Raw genomic sequence first — 14,145 nt, 5'->3', positions numbered from 1 at the left:
GTAACAAGCTTCCGCCGGCAATGACGAAGCAAGCTACCGAATGATCCTGGGCGTCGAGAGGCGTTGCGCAAGTTGCGTCCAGGACTGCGTTGTCACACCGTCGAGACGTTCATCGGGCACCAGCCGTCGGGGCGGGTGAGTCGAAAAAGTTGGACGGGGAGTCCCGCAAGATCGGCTGGATGGGTTCCAGCTCTTGAGAATGCGCCAGTCGGGCACGCGGCGTTCGCGCCCTGTCCGCTCACACAAGTCACACGGGTAGTCGAATGCATCTAGGTGATCTCATCTCACCCGAGGACGTGGTTCCTTCGCTGAAGGCGCAGAGCAAGAAGCAGCTCTTGCAGGATCTTTCGGCCCGGGCCGCGCGCACTGCCGGCCTTCCGGAGCGCGACGTCTTCGATGTTCTTTGGCAGCGCGAGCAGCTCGGCTCCACCGGGCTCGGCCAGGGAGTCGCCATCCCCCACGGCAAGCTCGCCGGGCTGAAACGGATCGTCGGTGTTTTTGCCCGGCTGCCCGAGCCGGTCGAGTTCGATGCGGTCGATGGCGAGCCCGTGGATATCGTGTTCCTGCTGCTCGCGCCCGAGGGCGCCGGCGCCGACCATCTGAAGGCGCTTGCGCGGATTTCGCGGTTACTGCGCGAGGGATCCGCCGTGGACAAGCTCCGCGCGTCCAAGGATGCCGCCGCGCTTTACGCGGTTCTCACCCAGGAAGAGACCTCCTCGCACGCCGCCTAGCGCGGTGTCAGCGTGGCGATCATCTCGTTGACGGCTTGGGCCATGCCCATGGCCGCGGCGAAGTCGAATTTGTTGATCGCGACGAACACGGCGATGCCCCGCGTCGGCGCAAAGGCGATGTAGGAGAACGTCCCCTGCAGCCCGCCCGCCTTTTGCAGGATCAGCGGCCGATCGCCTTCGGGCATCATCACCACCCAGGCGAGGCTCATGGCGTCCATCTGGCCGGACTCGTCCATGCCTGACACTGGGTTCAGCCCGTCCCGCACCAGATAGGCCGCATGATCGAGCATGCGGGTCTCGGCGCCGTCTTTGCCGAGGCGGTCGAGATGCCATTGCATCCAGCGCAGCAGATCTTTCGGCGTCGAGTAGAGGCCGCCCGAGCCGACGATCACCGAACCGGTCGGCACGTCCGGCAGCGCCTTGCCGTCGAAGCCGTGCCCTTGCATCAGCCGGCCCTTTTGCGCCTCGTTCGGCGCGAAGGTCGTGTCCGTCATGCCGAGCGGCCCGGTGACATGCTCGGCCAGGAGGTCGGGATAGGGCTTCTTCGCCGCTTCGGACAAGGCGATCGACAGGACGTCGAAGGCGAAGTTCGAGTAGAGCACGCCTGTCCCCGGTGCGAACAGCAACGGCTCCTTGCTCAGCCACGCGGCGAACGCCTCGCGGGTGATCGGCGCGAAGGGATCGTCGGCCGGGCCCGCATCATGCGGCACCTCGCGCGCAGTCCCGACGCTGCGTGGCGATGTCGATGAGTCTCAGATTGGCGAGGTTCGGATCGGCGCCGGAGCCGAGATCGGGCGCGGTGGTGGCGACCGTCTGCGTCAGCGACACGGTTCCGTCCGCGGCGAGCTGGGCCAGAACCTGGCCCGTGAAGGCTTGGTGATCGAGCCGATGCGCATGACGGTGTCGCCGTCCGGGGCCTCACCACTATCGCGCGCCGCGCCGACCCCATGGATCGCCGTCTCGCCGTTGCGCACCGCGGCGATGACGAGGCCGGGTATTTTGTATTGGAGGTAGAGGATATCGCCGGTGAACGCGACGGTCTCATCGAGCAAGGGGTCCGCCCGCGCCGCACTTGGATGAGCAGAGAAGCCTGCCACCGCCGCCAGCAGGACGAACGCCGCGCAGCGCGCGGCCTTGAAGACGATCTGCGATGTCATGCGAGCCCTCCGGAGAAAACTGGATGGCTCGACTATGCACGCGGCCGGGCATCATCGCCAGATGATGCCGGCGCCGTGCGGCTCGTGGTGGAGACGAAGGCTGGTTGGGCGGAGAGTTAGTGCACGCTCACGGGCACGAGGTCATTCTCGAGCGCGTTGGCGATCGCCGCGTTGCGGCTATCGGTCAGCGCCAGCGGCGTGCCGTCGGCACCGAGCACGGCGAACAGATCGATGCCCTCGGGCGCGTCGTCGAGCGCCGGGAACAGCCGTTCGGCGGAATCCGAGTCGAGTTGCTTGATATAGGCGACCTCGCCGTCGCCGAGGAGCGCGAGCTCCTTCAGGCTCATCAAATGGCGGGTCTCGTCGTTTTCCATCTTATTCATTCGGACTCCGGTTCCTCGTGGAGAAGCGCGCGTCATAGCGTAACGCGAGCTTAGCCGACTGGCGCGATTCCCACCTTGAGTACACGTTTCTCCCTATGGGGCCGTTCCAGCACGATGGCGAGCAGGCCATCATGCAATTCGGCCTTGCGGACCTCAACGCCCTTGGCCAGGGCGAAGCTCCGTTTGAACTGCCGCGCGGCGATGCCGCGGTGAAGATAATCCTTGGCGACCTCGTCGCGCTTGGCGCCACGGACCGTCAGCTCACCGTCCTCGACGCTCACGTCGAGTTCGTCAAGTGAGAAACCGGCGACCGCGAGCGTAATGCGCAGGGCCTCCGGACCGTTGCGGCCCTCAGGCAAGAGCTCGATATTGTAGGGCGGATAACCGCCATCGGCTGCCTTGGCGGGCGCGCCCAGGCGATCCGTGGACAGGGTTAACCAAAGATTGCCGTCGAAAAGTGCCATGCGCGACATCCGGCGGAAAGCCTCTTTCATCAGCGTGCCGCGCGTGCTGGTGACGAACTTTCGAGGCCCTGACGGCGCCTCGCAACCTCAGCCCGCCGCGGCGCTGAGTCTCATAAACCAGCTGGCATATGGGGAAATCCGCCCGCGAATTCAAGGAGAAGGGTGAAGGGGGCTGGGGTTGTCCCGATAGTCGGTGCTATCGGAGCGCGCCGCGTTGCCGTAACGTCTCGAAAGCGTCGAATCGGAGCCCCTGCGCGATGACCTGGTATGTAGACCCCAAGACCGGCCTCGACAGCAATGACGGCCGCACGCCGGAAACGGCATTCAAGACCCTGTCGCACGCCATCGGGGCGGCGTCCAAGGGCGATACGGTTCTGCTGGCCGCCGGCGCCTATGACCAGGATTTGCCGCGTCTGGTGGGCGCGGCGCGTGTGGCGCGGGTCACGGTCGGCGTCGTCGGCGGTCACTAGCGCGCTAGTCGTCTGCCCCGTCGTCGGTCTCGATCACCCGCAGACGCCGGACCGTTAGGTCGTCGATCTCCACTTCGCCGAGATGAAGCTTGGCCATGTCCGCGCGGCGCACGGCCAGGCGGCCGATCGCCAGCGCGCCGATGGCAAGGGCGCCCACGGCCAGCGCGCCGATGGCGAACGCGCCGGACGCGACTGCCGGCACGCGCACTGACGGCAGTTCAAGCCCGCGGCTTGGGCGACGCCTCATCTCGTGTGTCCAAGGAGAAGGGTTTGGTGGAGCCAGGCGGGATCGAACCGCCGACCTCGTGAATGCCATTCACGCGCTCTCCCAACTGAGCTATGGCCCCTTAAGAACTCGGGAAATTTCGCTGGCCCGTGCGGGGCCGCGAGAAATCAGACGCATCACTTAGGCCGGGCGTCCCGTGGGTTCAAGAGAAATACGAGCCACGGGGCCGGCGGGGGCCGGACGTGCTTGCCGTCCGCGCCCGGTTCTTAGCTTTCTTCTTTGGGGCCGCCGCCGACAATGCCGGTGACGTCCGCGTCTTCGTCTTCCTCTTCTTCGAGGAAGGTGTCGTCATCGTCGTCGCCGGCCGGGATGTCGTCGTCGTCGTCGTCGAGGACGATCTCCTCGTCGTCGACCGCGGCTTCCTCGGCCTCCGCCGCCTCATCGAGGCTGATGACGTCGGCATCGCCCGTCGCCGGCGGATCCGCTTCGGCGACTACGGCTTTCTTGACTTCGGCGGGTGCAGCGCGCTCGGCCCGCCGTGACGATGACGGCGGCGTCACCTGATAAACGGCTTCGCAGACGGGGCAGGTAATTGGCGAACGACCCAAATCGTAAAACCGCGCCCCACAGCTCGGGCAAACGCGCTTGGTTCCCCGTGCGGGTTTCGACATTGACGCTCCTCGAAGCTAGCCTTGAGTTGACTCCCCATTGCCACGCCTCATGCGTAGTGTCAAAAGCTATCGAGCACCCCAAAACCCCAACCGAGAATCTATGCCGCACCCTCTGACCGCCCGCCGATCTGCGCGCATTTCCGGCCGTGTCAGAGTGCCGGGCGACAAATCGATCTCCCATCGTGCCTTGATCTTGGGCGCCCTGGCGATCGGGCGGACCCGGATCGCCGGGCTCCTCGCCGCGGAGGATGTCATGGCCACGGCGCAGGCCGTTGACGAACTCGGTGCGGAGGTCACGCAAAAGGACGGCACCGTCGAGGTGCTGGGCCAGGGCGTCGGCGGTTTGCGTGCGCCCCAGGGACCGCTCGATTTCGGCAATTCCGGCACGGGCAGCCGCCTGATGCTCGGCGTCGTCGCCGGTCATGACATGCGCGTCGAGTTCACCGGCGACGCCTCCTTGTGCCGCCGCCCCATGGGGCGTGTGCTGACGCCGCTCATCACCATGGGCCTGCAAGTGGAAGCGCAAGGCGAAGGCGGCACCCTGCCGCTCACCGTGCGCGGCACGGGAGACATTCTTCCCATCGAATACGACCTGCCCGTGCCGTCGGCGCAGGTGAAATCAGCCATTCTTTTTGCCGGACTGCATGCGCCGGGACGCACCACCGTGATCGAGCCTCTGGCCACGCGCGACCACACGGAACGCATGCTGGCGTTCTTCGGCGCCGAGCTTCACGCCGAGGACAAAGCCGGCGGCGGGCGCGCCGTCACCGTGTGCGGCGATGCCGAACTGCATGGCGCGGCGCTCTCGGTGCCGGGCGACCCGAGCTCCGCCGCATTCCTGATCGCTGCCGCTCTCATTTGCCCCGGCTCCGACCTGGTGGTGGAGAACGTGCTGATGAATCCGACGCGCACCGGCTTCCTCGACACCTTGCGCGAGATGGGCGCGTCAATAGAGGTGCTCGATCTCCGCGACGAGGGTGGCGAGCCGGTGGGTGATCTCCGCGTCAAGGCCGGACCTCTCAAGGGCGTGCGCGTGCCGCCGGAGCGCGCCCCGTCCATGATCGACGAATATCCTGTGCTGGCCGTGGTCGCCGCCTTCGCCGAAGGGGAGACCCACATGGCGGGTCTCGCCGAGCTCAAGGTGAAGGAAAGCGACCGGCTCGCCGCCACCGCCGCCGGGCTCGAAGCCTGCGGCGTCGCGGTCCGCATCGAGGGCGACGATCTGATCGTGCGGGGGCGAGGGGCGGTGAAGGGCGGCGCGCTGGTCGAGACCCATATGGATCACCGCATCGCCATGGCCTTCCTCATCCTCGGGCTCGGCGCCAGCGAGCCGGTCACGGTCGACGACGTGACCATGATCGCCACCAGCTTCCCGGGCTTCGCGGCCTTGATGACCAGCCTTGGAGCCGAGCTCGCATGATCATCGCCATTGACGGTCCGGCGGCCTCCGGCAAGGGCACCGTCGCCAAGCGCATCGCCGTCCACTACGGGCTGCGCCATCTCGATACGGGCGCGCTTTACCGCGCCGTGGCGCGCGATACCCTGGCGCAAGGCGGTGAGCTCGCCGATTCGAGCGCTGCGGCCGCGGCCGCGTCCCGGCTCGACGTGGCGACGCTGGACGATCCGGTGCTACGGACCGCGGGGCTCGGCGAGGCCGCCTCGGTCGTGGCCCGCCACCCGGAGGTACGGGCGGTGCTTCTGGCCTATCAGCGCGAATTTGTCCGCATTCCGCCGGGCGCCGTGATCGACGGCCGGGACATCGGCACGGTCATCTGCCCAAACGCGGACGTGAAGCTGTTTGTGACCGCGACCCCGGAAGAGCGGGCCCACCGCCGTTTTCTGGAGCTTCAAGCCGCTGGGGCGGCCATCGCCGAGGCCGAGGTCCTGGCCGATATCCGGGATCGGGACCAGCGGGACATGACCCGGACCACGGCGCCGCTGCGCCAGGCCGAAGACGCAGCCTTGCTCGACACCACAAATTTGGATATAGACGCCGCGTTCAGGGCAGCGATCGATTTGGTCGAGGCTGCGATGGGCAATGCGGGGCGGGCCGATTGAGGCCGTGCCCATTTGGCATTGGCACATCATCTTTGAATGAATTCCGCGGTTGAAGCGAGCGGAGGCTGGGCGGCTAACAGGCGGCCCATCGGCTTTCGCGAATTTTGCCGCATCGGTTGCAACACGAGCCTCGGGTTCGCGCCACGCCAGTAGAAGCGTTCGGTGGGACGCCGAGTAGGAGCCTAAATGAACGAGCCGCAGACGAGCATTAGCCAACCCAGCCACGACGAGTTCGCGGCCCTTCTTGAAGAGTCGCTGGCCGGGACCGCACTCGAAGAAGGCAGTGTCGTTAAAGGCACCGTGGTTTCCATTGAAAAAGACGTCGCCGTTATCGACGTCGGTCTGAAGACCGAAGGCCGCGTACCGATCAAGGAATTCAGCGTCGCCGGCCGGCCCGCGGGCCTTTCCGTCGGCGACGAGGTCGACGTCTATCTGGAGCGCGTCGAGACGCCGCCGGCGAGGCCGTGCTGTCGCGCGACAAGGCGCGCCGCGAGGAGAGCTGGACCAGGCTCGAGGAAAAATACAAGAACAATGAGCGCGTCGAAGGCATCATCTTCAATCGCGTGAAGGGCGGCTTCACCGTCGATCTCGACGGCGCCGTGGCCTTCCTGCCGGGCAGCCAAGTCGACATCCGTCCGATCCGCGACGTGGCGCCGTTGATGAACACGCCGCAGCCCTTCCAGATCCTGAAGATGGACCGCCGCCGCGGCAATATCGTCGTGTCGCGCCGCTCCGTCCTGGAAGAGACCCGCGCCGAGAAGCGCAGCGAGATCGTCGCCCGCCTCGAGGAGGGTCAGGTGATCGAGGGCGTCGTCAAGAACATCACCGATTACGGTGCGTTTATCGATCTCGGCGGCATCGACGGCCTGCTCCATGTGACCGACATGGCCTGGCGCCGCGTCAACCATCCGAGCGAGATCGTCAATGTCGGCGACACGGTGAAGGTGCAGATCATCCGCATCAATCCGGAGACCCAGCGCATCAGCCTCGGCATCAAGCAGCTCGAGTCCGATCCGTGGGAAGGCATCGCCGCCAAATATCCGGTGGATGCGCGCTTCAAGGGCACTGTCACCAACATCACCGACTATGGCGCCTTCGTCGAGCTCGAGCCCGGCGCGAGGGCCTGATCCACGTGTCGGAGATGAGCTGGACGAAGAAGAACATCCATCCCGGCAAGATCATCTCCACCAGCCAAGAGGTCGAGGTGCAGGTGCTCGAAGTCGATCCCGACAAGCGCCGCATCTCTCTAGGCCTGAAGCAGACCCAGGAGAATCCCTGGATCGCTTTCGCCGCGAGCCATCAGCCGGGCACTGTCATCGAAGGCGATGTCCGCAACATCACCGAGTTCGGCCTGTTCGTCGGCCTCGAAGGTGGCATCGACGGCATGGTGCATCTGTCGGATCTGGACTGGTCCAAGTCTGGGGAGGAAGCCCTCGCGGAGTTCAAGAAGGGCGATACGGTCAAGGCCGTGGTGCTCGAGGCGGACTCCGAAAAGGAGCGCATCAGCCTCGGCATCAAGCAGCTCACGGCCGATCCGCTTGAGGGCAGCGAGACCTCGGCCAAGATCAAGAAGGGCATGCGCGTCACCTGCCAGGTGACCGCCGTCAAGGACAACGGCATCGAGGCCAAGCTCCTCGATCACGACCTGATGACCTTCATTCGCCGGTCGGACCTGTCCCGCGACCGCTCCGAGCAGCGGCCTGACCGCTTCGGCGTCGGCGAGAAGTTCGATGCCGTCGTGACCCAGGTCGATGCCAAGACCCGCAAGGTCTCTACCTCGATTAAGGCGCTGGAAATCGCCGAGGAGAAGGAGGCGGTAGCCCAGTACGGCTCGACCGACTCCGGCGCTTCGCTTGGCGACATTCTCGGCGCGGCCTTGAATAAGGCCAAGGGCGAGGATACCGAAGAGGTCGAGGCGGCCGACGACGATGCTGCCGAGAAGCCGAAGCCGAAGCGCAAGGCGAAAGCCAAGGCGGCGGACAAGGCGGCGGACGAGGCGGCCGAGTCAGAGGCCTCTTCCGAGGAATAATAAGCAAGACGGCCTTCGGGCCGTCTTACCTCTCTATTTTGCACCGCGCGTGGCGCGGACAGCTGCGATTGCCAATGGGTCTCGACGCCGAAAGTGTGATCGAGCGCCGCCGTCTCAAGCGGCGGGTGACGATCTGGCGTATCGCGGCGGTGGTCTTCGCCCTGCTGTTCTTCGGCGCGCTCTTCCTGGCCGACAAGCAGATGGCGGGTTCCGCCGGCATCCTGCCCATGTCGCCCGCATCGACATCAGCGGTGTCATCACCGACGACCGCAAGATGAAGAACCTGATCGACGCGGTCGCCAAGGCCGATCAGGTCAAGGCGGTGATCCTCGACATCAATAGTCCCGGCGGCACGACGACCGGCGGCGAGGCCATGTACGACGCCATTCGCCGCCTTGCCGAGAAGAAGCCGGTGGTCGCCACCTGCGGCACGCTGGCCACGTCGGCCGCCTATATCGTGGCGCTCGCCACCGACCGCATCTTCGTCTACGGCAACACCATCACCGGCTCCGTCGGTGTCATCTTCCAGTGGGCGAATGTCACCGAGCTCCTCGAGACCCTCGGCATCAAGATGGAAGAGGTGAAGAGCGGGCCGTTGAAGGCCGTGCCGAGCCCCTTCGAGCCGACCGACGAGCAGGCGCGCGAGATGACCAAGGAGATGGTCGACGACGCCAAGGACTGGTTTTTCGATTTGGTGGCCGAGCGCCGCAAGCTGGAGCCGCGTTCCGTCCCCGGTCTCACCGATGGGCGCATCTATTCCGGACGGCAGGCCGTGACCCTCAACCTGGTCGATCAGATCGGCGACGAGCGCGCCGCCTTGCGCTGGTTGAATAAAGAACGCAAGCTCCCGCCAGGGCTGAAAGTGGTGGAGTGGAAACCCAAGACTGAATCCAGCGGCCTATTCGGCTGGTTTTTCGACTCTACGGCCAAGATATTCGGTAGTTCGGCCAGTGGAATAGCCGCGGTTTTGGGGCAGGCATCGGCCTCCCTCAAGCTTGACGGTCTGGTTTCGGTTTGGCACCCTGCGTCCAACTAGTGGGGGGCGTAGGGCAGTGGCGGAAACGGCCGCTGCCCCGTGGGGCGTATAATGATAAAATCCGAATTGATTCAGCGGGTGGCGGCGGCCAATCCGCATCTATTCCATCGTGACGTCGAGCGCATTATCAATATCGTGCTCGATGAAATCACCGGTGCGCTGGCGCGCGGCGACCGCGTGGAGTTGCGCGGCTTCGGCGCGTTCACGGTGAAACATCGCGCGGCGCGTCAGGGGCGCAATCCGCGCACCGGCGACACGGTCTTCGTCGAGGACAAGTATGTGCCCTTCTTCAAGACCGGGAAGGAACTGCGCGAGCGCCTGAACCCTGATGGTCGGGACGACGGCTGACAAGTCATCGGCGGTCCCTGAGGAGCAGCCGTGTGGCGTAAACTCATCCTTGCACTCGTGGTGGTGCCGCTCGGCGTCGTACTGATCGCGCTTGCGGTCGTCAACCGCGAGCCGGCCGTGCTCAGCCTCGATCCGTTCGGCGGCGCCGAGCCCAATCTGTCGCTGCAAGCCCCGTTCTTCCTGTTCCTGCTTGGCGCCTTCGCCCTCGGCCTGCTGGTCGGCGGCATTGCCTCCTGGCTGAACCAGGGCAAGTGGCGCCGGACCGCGCGCGAGGAAGCCCGCGAGGCCCGTGACTGGCGCCGCCAGGCGGACCGGCTGGAGAAGGAGCTGGAGACTGTCAGCCCGGCGCGCCCGCAACTGACCGCCGAATAGCGCCACGCCGCCATGGACCCGCTCACGGCCTTCGGACTTGTGGCAGTCAGCGCCATGCTCGTGACCTATGCGCTGGAGGACCGCAGTCCGTGGTTCATTCTGGCCTTTGCCGGGGCCTGTCTCCTCGGCTCGGCCTATGGCTTCCTCCAGGGGGCCTGGCCCTTCGGCGTTCTGGAGGCGGTCTGGGCCGGCGTGGCGGCCTGGCGCTGGCGGTCCAAGACCTCCCAGGCGTCCGGGACGGCCTGAACCATTCGGCAAGGCCAATGTTGCAGTGCGATGGACTTAGAGGCCCGGATTTCATAGGGTGGCCCCGCGCGAGCCTGTAAAAAGGCCAGCAAAACCCTCACCCGAGAGCGCTCAGAGCCCCCGTGACGGTCAAGGTCAAAATTTGTGGCGTGCGGACGCCTGCCATCCTCGAAACCGCGGTTGCCGCCGGGGCCGATTTCGTTGGTTTGGTGTTCTTCGCCACGAGCCCAAGGAATCTGGGACTGCAAGAGGCCGCCAGCCTGGTTGAGGCCGCGCGCGGCCGGGTCGCCACCGTCGCCGTCATGGTCGATCCTGACGACGCGCTGATCGACCAGGTGGCTCAAACGGTCAGTCCCGATCTCCTACAACTCCATGGGCACGAGACCCCGGAGCGCGTGGCCGCCATCAAGGCGCGGACGAGGCTGCCCGTGATCAAGGCCATCCCCGTGGCCGTGGCGGCGGATATCGCCGCTGCGGACGCCTATGCCGGCATCGCCGATGAGATCCTGTTCGACGCCAAGGCGGCCCCCGACGCGGCGCTGCCCGGCGGCAACGGCGTGCCGTTCGACTGGCGCATGCTCGCCGCCGCCCGTCCGCCCTTCGGTCTTTCCGGTGGGCTGAACCCCGGCAACATCGCCGAGGCGGTCCGTCTCACCGGCGCGCATCTGGTGGATGTCTCCTCCGGCGTGGAATCGGCTGCCGGCGTCAAGGACGAAGAACTGATCCTCCGTTTCATTCAGGGCGCGCGTGGCGCCACTCAACAGCAAGCCAAGGCATCATGAGCACGGTCACCAACACACGCGCCCAGAACACCTATCGCGGCGGACCCGACGAGAACGGTCATTTCGGCCTATTCGGCGGCCGCTTCGTGGCCGAGACCCTGATGCCGCTGATCCTTGATCTGGAGCAGGCCTATACCGACGCCAAGGCCGACCCGTCCTTCCAGACCGAGATGGACGGTCACCTCGCGACCTATGTGGGCAGGCCGTCGCCGCTCTATTTCGCCGAGCGCCTCACCGAGCATTGCGGCGGCGCCAAGATCTATTTCAAGCGCGAGGAGCTGAACCACACCGGCGCGCACAAGGTGAACAACGTCCTTGGCCAGATCATGCTGGCCTTGCGCATGGGCAAGACCCGCATCATCGCCGAGACCGGCGCCGGCATGCATGGCGTCGCCACCGCGACGCTGTGCGCCAAGTTCGGTCTGCCCTGCATCATCTACATGGGATCCGTGGACGTGGCCCGGCAGAAGCCGAACGTGCTGCGCATGAAAATTCTGGGGGCCGAGATCCGCGCCGTGGAATCGGGCTCGAAGACCCTGAAGGACGCGATGAACGAGGCCTTGCGCGACTGGGTCGCCAATGTGCACGACACCTTCTATTGCATCGGCACGGTGGCGGGACCGCATCCCTATCCGGCCATGGTGCGCGATTTCCAGTCCGTCATCGGCCGCGAGACTCGCGAGCAAATGCTTGCCGCCGAAGGCCGCCTGCCGGACTCGCTCATCGCCTGCATCGGCGGCGGCTCCAATGCCATGGGCTTGTTCCATCCTTTCCTAGACGAGCCGGGGATCGAGATCTACGGCGTGGAGGCGGCCGGTCACGGCCTCGATAGTGGCCAGCATGCCGCCTCGATCGCCGGCGGCAGGCCGGGCGTGCTGCACGGTAATCGCACCTATCTGCTGATGGATGAGGACGGCCAGATCGAGGAGGCGCATTCGATCTCGGCTGGTCTCGACTACCCCGGGATCGGCCCCGAGCACGCCTGGCTCAACGACGTGGGCCGTGTCGAGTTTCTGTCGGCGACGGACGACGAGGCGGTGGCCGCGTTCCAGCTTTGCAGCAAGCTCGAGGGCATCATCCCCGCGCTGGAGCCGGCCCATGCGCTCGCCCGCGTGATCGACATCGCCGCGAAGAAGCCGAAGGATCACTTGATGGTGGTCAATGTCTCGGGCCGTGGCGACAAGGATCTCGACTCGGTCGCAAGCTATTTGGATGCTCAAACACGAGGCGCGAACTGAAGTGGTGACCCGGATCGACAAGACATTCGCCGCGCTGAAGCGCCAGGGCCGCGCCGGGCTCGTGACCTTCATCACCGCCGGTGACCCGGACTACGACACCTCGCTGGCCATGCTTAAGGGCCTGCCGGCCGCGGGCGCGACGGTGATCGAGCTTGGCATGCCATTCTCCGATCCCATGGCCGACGGTCCAGCCATCCAGGCCTCCTCCCAGCGGGCCCTTCGCGCGGGCCAGACCATGAAAAAGACGCTGTCCATGGTTAGAGAATTCCGCGCCGAGGACGATACGACGCCGATAGTGCTAATGGGCTACTACAACCCCATATATGTGTATCCGGTGGATCGCTTCATCGCCGACGCGGTGGACGCCGGAGTGGATGGTTTGATCGTGGTGGACGTGCCGCCGGAAGAAGACGAAGAGCTGAGACCGGCCGCCAATGCGGGCGGACTGGACGTCATTCGCCTCGCCACGCCCACCACCGACGCCAAGCGCCTGCCTGCGGTGCTCGCGAATACGTCGGGTTTTGTCTATTACGTCTCCATCGCTGGCATCACCGGCACGGCGGCGCCGGACATCGCCGCGGTCGGCGCCCATGTAGGCCGCATCAAGGCGCATACGGACTTGCCCATCGCCGTCGGCTTCGGCGTGAAGACGGAACAGCAAGTGAGCGAGCTCGCCGGGATTGCCGAAGGCGTGGTGGTTGGTTCGGCACTGGTCTCGGCGATCGCCGAGAGCCTCGACGCCGGCGGCAAGGCCACGGCTAAGACGAAGCCGCATTTGCTCGGCCTGGTCGAGCGCTTGTCGGCCGCGCTGCGCCACGAGGCGGAAGCCGCGGCGGTCTAGAGCACGAAGAGAAGAGTTGCGACCGAGAAAGTTCAGAGACACGTGAACAACTGGATCAACAGCGTCGTCCGGCCCAAAATCCGCAACATCCTTCGCAAGAAGGATTTGCCAGACAATCTCTGGGTGAAGTGCCCCGAGACCGGGCAGATGATCTACTACAAGGATCTGGAGGCGAACCAGTTCGTCGCTCCAGGGTCCAACTATCACATGCACATGACGCCGGCGGCGCGCCTCAAGGCGCTGTTCGACGACGGCAAATTCGCGGCGATCCATCTGCCCGACGTGCCGCTCGACCCGCTCAAGTTCCGCGACGAGCGCCGCTACACCGACCGCCTCAAGGACGCCCGCAACAAGACCGGTCTCAACGACGCGGTCATGGCCGGCATCGGCAAGCTCCACGGCGACACGGTCGTGTCTGCGGTGCAGGACTTCGCCTTCATGGGCGGCTCCCTCGGCACGGCAGCGGGCGAGGCGGTGATCGCGGCCATGCGCGCGGCCCTTGTCCGCAACGCGCCGTTCATTCTGTTCGCCGCCTCGGGCGGCGCGCGTATGCAGGAAGGCATCCTGTCCCTGATGCAGATGCCGCGCACCACGGTTGCGGTGCAGGAACTGCGCGAGGCAAGGCTTCCTTACATCGTCGTGCTAACCCATCCCACCACCGGCGGCGTGACAGCGTCCTATGCCATGCTGGGCGACATCCACATCGCCGAGCCCGGCGCGCTCATCGGCTTTGCCGGCCCGCGCGTCATCGAGCAGACGATCCGCGAGCAACTGCCCAACGGCTTCCAGCGCAGCGAATATCTGCTCGAGCACGGCATGGTGGACATGGTCGTGCACCGCCACGAGCTGCGCGGCACGCTCGCGCGACTTTGCAATTTGTTCACCCATCGCAAGCCCGGCCGCGATATCGCCATTCCCGTCCAGGCCGCGGACGAAGCGCCGCCGCCCGCCGCCCATGAGGGCAACAGCCGTAGCGGCAATGGCCTTGCCGCCGAGCCCGCCGCCCACGACGATGACGGCGATGACGCCCAGGATGAGGTCTTGACGGGTACGCCCGGCAATGGCGCTAATCCTAATCCGCCGCACTAGCGCC

Annotated in this window: 17 protein-coding genes, 1 tRNA gene and 2 pseudogenes; 14 read left to right on the top strand and 6 right to left on the bottom strand. The window is 65.7% G+C overall.

Going from position 1 to position 14,145, the window contains the following annotated elements; all coding sequences use genetic code 11:
* Nucleotides 1–263 precede the first annotated feature (263 nt).
* The gene (gene ptsN / locus AUC69_RS01950) at nucleotides 264–731 is read left to right on the top strand and encodes a PTS IIA-like nitrogen regulatory protein PtsN (protein ID WP_069440638.1); all 468 of its coding nucleotides are present in this window, start codon (nucleotides 264–266) and stop codon (nucleotides 729–731) included.
* Here the strand turns inward: ptsN and AUC69_RS01945 are convergent.
* From AUC69_RS01945 to AUC69_RS01935, 3 genes and pseudogenes are all read right to left on the bottom strand, one after another.
* Nucleotides 728–1,888, bottom strand: a pseudogene (locus tag AUC69_RS01945) (serine hydrolase). The gene ptsN and the pseudogene AUC69_RS01945 sit on opposite strands and share 4 nt — an antisense overlap.
* 116 nt (nucleotides 1,889–2,004) lie before the next feature.
* Nucleotides 2,005–2,271, bottom strand: a complete 267-nt coding sequence (locus tag AUC69_RS01940) for a BQ00720 family protein (RefSeq protein WP_425283496.1) — start codon at nucleotides 2,269–2,271, stop codon at nucleotides 2,005–2,007.
* Nucleotides 2,272–2,321: 50 nt separating this feature from the next.
* Nucleotides 2,322–2,744, bottom strand: a complete 423-nt coding sequence (locus AUC69_RS01935; protein WP_083239006.1) for an Hsp20 family protein — start codon at nucleotides 2,742–2,744, stop codon at nucleotides 2,322–2,324.
* A 248-nt stretch (nucleotides 2,745–2,992) separates the two neighbouring features.
* On the opposite strand from AUC69_RS01935, the gene AUC69_RS01930 reads away from it, so the two are divergent.
* Nucleotides 2,993–3,205, top strand: coding sequence for a DUF1565 domain-containing protein (locus AUC69_RS01930; protein ID WP_069440637.1), 213 nt, complete (start codon nucleotides 2,993–2,995; stop codon nucleotides 3,203–3,205).
* 4 nt (nucleotides 3,206–3,209) lie between these two features.
* Here AUC69_RS01930 and AUC69_RS01925 read toward each other — a convergent pair whose 3' ends face one another.
* From AUC69_RS01925 to AUC69_RS01915, 3 genes are all read right to left on the bottom strand, one after another.
* Nucleotides 3,210–3,452, bottom strand: coding sequence for a hypothetical protein (locus AUC69_RS01925; protein ID WP_069440636.1), 243 nt, complete (start codon nucleotides 3,450–3,452; stop codon nucleotides 3,210–3,212).
* Between the two features lie 24 nt (nucleotides 3,453–3,476).
* Nucleotides 3,477–3,552: transfer RNA gene (locus AUC69_RS01920), tRNA-Ala, on the bottom strand.
* Between the two features lie 145 nt (nucleotides 3,553–3,697).
* Nucleotides 3,698–4,102, bottom strand: coding sequence for a TIGR02300 family protein (locus AUC69_RS01915; RefSeq protein ID WP_069440635.1), 405 nt, complete (start codon nucleotides 4,100–4,102; stop codon nucleotides 3,698–3,700).
* Between the two features lie 49 nt (nucleotides 4,103–4,151).
* On the opposite strand from AUC69_RS01915, the gene aroA reads away from it, so the two are divergent.
* The 12 genes and pseudogenes from aroA to accD all read left to right on the top strand — a co-directional run bounded on the left by aroA (nucleotide 4,152) and on the right by accD (nucleotide 14,141).
* Nucleotides 4,152–5,522 (top strand): 3-phosphoshikimate 1-carboxyvinyltransferase, encoded by a 1,371-nt coding sequence (gene aroA / locus AUC69_RS01910; protein ID WP_069440634.1) that lies wholly within the window; start codon nucleotides 4,152–4,154, stop codon nucleotides 5,520–5,522.
* Nucleotides 5,519–6,160 carry a (d)CMP kinase gene (gene cmk, locus AUC69_RS01905; protein WP_069440633.1) on the top strand — a complete coding sequence of 214 codons (642 nt, stop codon included), beginning with the start codon at nucleotides 5,519–5,521 and terminating at the stop codon, nucleotides 6,158–6,160. The genes aroA and cmk overlap by 4 nt, the downstream gene beginning before the upstream one ends.
* A 186-nt stretch (nucleotides 6,161–6,346) precedes the next feature.
* A pseudogene (gene rpsA / locus AUC69_RS01900) lies at nucleotides 6,347–8,189 on the top strand (30S ribosomal protein S1).
* A 74-nt stretch (nucleotides 8,190–8,263) separates the two neighbouring features.
* Nucleotides 8,264–8,467: a hypothetical protein gene (locus tag AUC69_RS18130; protein ID WP_244500038.1), complete on the top strand. Its 204-nt coding sequence runs from the start codon at nucleotides 8,264–8,266 to the stop codon at nucleotides 8,465–8,467.
* Nucleotides 8,464–9,225, top strand: coding sequence for a signal peptide peptidase SppA (gene sppA / locus AUC69_RS01895; protein ID WP_244500037.1), 762 nt, complete (start codon nucleotides 8,464–8,466; stop codon nucleotides 9,223–9,225). The genes AUC69_RS18130 and sppA overlap by 4 nt, the downstream gene beginning before the upstream one ends.
* Before the next feature lie 51 nt (nucleotides 9,226–9,276).
* Nucleotides 9,277–9,573 (top strand): integration host factor subunit beta, encoded by a 297-nt coding sequence (gene ihfB, locus AUC69_RS01890; RefSeq protein WP_069440632.1) that lies wholly within the window; start codon nucleotides 9,277–9,279, stop codon nucleotides 9,571–9,573.
* Nucleotides 9,574–9,603: 30 nt separating this feature from the next.
* Nucleotides 9,604–9,945 (top strand): lipopolysaccharide assembly protein LapA domain-containing protein, encoded by a 342-nt coding sequence (locus AUC69_RS01885; protein ID WP_069440631.1) that lies wholly within the window; start codon nucleotides 9,604–9,606, stop codon nucleotides 9,943–9,945.
* A 12-nt stretch (nucleotides 9,946–9,957) separates the two neighbouring features.
* Nucleotides 9,958–10,191 carry a hypothetical protein gene (locus AUC69_RS01880; protein WP_069440630.1) on the top strand — a complete coding sequence of 78 codons (234 nt, stop codon included), beginning with the start codon at nucleotides 9,958–9,960 and terminating at the stop codon, nucleotides 10,189–10,191.
* 122 nt (nucleotides 10,192–10,313) lie between these two features.
* On the top strand, nucleotides 10,314–10,973 hold the full coding sequence (locus AUC69_RS01875; RefSeq protein ID WP_069440629.1) for a phosphoribosylanthranilate isomerase: 660 nt from the start codon (nucleotides 10,314–10,316) through the stop codon (nucleotides 10,971–10,973).
* A complete protein-coding gene (trpB, locus tag AUC69_RS01870; protein ID WP_069440628.1) occupies nucleotides 10,970–12,211 on the top strand; it encodes a tryptophan synthase subunit beta in 1,242 nt (413 codons plus the stop codon). Before AUC69_RS01875 ends, trpB begins: the two co-directional genes overlap by 4 nt.
* A gap of 1 nt (nucleotide 12,212) precedes the next feature.
* Nucleotides 12,213–13,052 (top strand): tryptophan synthase subunit alpha, encoded by an 840-nt coding sequence (gene trpA, locus AUC69_RS01865; protein WP_069440627.1) that lies wholly within the window; start codon nucleotides 12,213–12,215, stop codon nucleotides 13,050–13,052.
* Between the two features lie 42 nt (nucleotides 13,053–13,094).
* Nucleotides 13,095–14,141, top strand: coding sequence for an acetyl-CoA carboxylase, carboxyltransferase subunit beta (accD, locus tag AUC69_RS01860; protein WP_083238986.1), 1,047 nt, complete (start codon nucleotides 13,095–13,097; stop codon nucleotides 14,139–14,141).
* The last annotated feature ends 4 nt before the right edge of the window (nucleotides 14,142–14,145 follow it).

Origin of the sequence: Methyloceanibacter superfactus (assembly GCF_001723305.1) — a bacterium.
Classification (GTDB): Bacteria; Pseudomonadota; Alphaproteobacteria; order Rhizobiales; family Methyloligellaceae; genus Methyloceanibacter; species Methyloceanibacter superfactus.
Note: the sequence above shows the minus strand (reverse complement) of the source record. Positions and strands in the feature narration are given on the sequence as shown.

What these genes read in the sequence shown, in the direction of transcription:
- AUC69_RS01880 (WP_069440630.1), top strand. Translation starts at nt 9,958, where the DNA reads ATGGACCCGCTCACGGCCTTCGGACTTGTGGCAGTCAGCGCCATGCTC.
- cmk (WP_069440633.1), top strand. Translation starts at nt 5,519, where the DNA reads ATGATCATCGCCATTGACGGTCCGGCGGCCTCCGGCAAGGGCACCGTC.
- AUC69_RS01930 (WP_069440637.1), top strand. Translation starts at nt 2,993, where the DNA reads ATGACCTGGTATGTAGACCCCAAGACCGGCCTCGACAGCAATGACGGC.
- sppA (WP_244500037.1), top strand. Translation starts at nt 8,464, where the DNA reads ATGAAGAACCTGATCGACGCGGTCGCCAAGGCCGATCAGGTCAAGGCG.
- AUC69_RS01915 (WP_069440635.1), bottom strand. Translation starts at nt 4,102, where the DNA reads ATGTCGAAACCCGCACGGGGAACCAAGCGCGTTTGCCCGAGCTGTGGG.
- AUC69_RS01940 (WP_425283496.1), bottom strand. Translation starts at nt 2,271, where the DNA reads ATGAATAAGATGGAAAACGACGAGACCCGCCATTTGATGAGCCTGAAG.
- ihfB (WP_069440632.1), top strand. Translation starts at nt 9,277, where the DNA reads ATGATAAAATCCGAATTGATTCAGCGGGTGGCGGCGGCCAATCCGCAT.
- aroA (WP_069440634.1), top strand. Translation starts at nt 4,152, where the DNA reads ATGCGTAGTGTCAAAAGCTATCGAGCACCCCAAAACCCCAACCGAGAA.
- AUC69_RS01925 (WP_069440636.1), bottom strand. Translation starts at nt 3,452, where the DNA reads ATGAGGCGTCGCCCAAGCCGCGGGCTTGAACTGCCGTCAGTGCGCGTG.
- trpB (WP_069440628.1), top strand. Translation starts at nt 10,970, where the DNA reads ATGAGCACGGTCACCAACACACGCGCCCAGAACACCTATCGCGGCGGA.
- AUC69_RS01935 (WP_083239006.1), bottom strand. Translation starts at nt 2,744, where the DNA reads ATGTCGCGCATGGCACTTTTCGACGGCAATCTTTGGTTAACCCTGTCC.
- AUC69_RS18130 (WP_244500038.1), top strand. Translation starts at nt 8,264, where the DNA reads ATGGGTCTCGACGCCGAAAGTGTGATCGAGCGCCGCCGTCTCAAGCGG.
- ptsN (WP_069440638.1), top strand. Translation starts at nt 264, where the DNA reads ATGCATCTAGGTGATCTCATCTCACCCGAGGACGTGGTTCCTTCGCTG.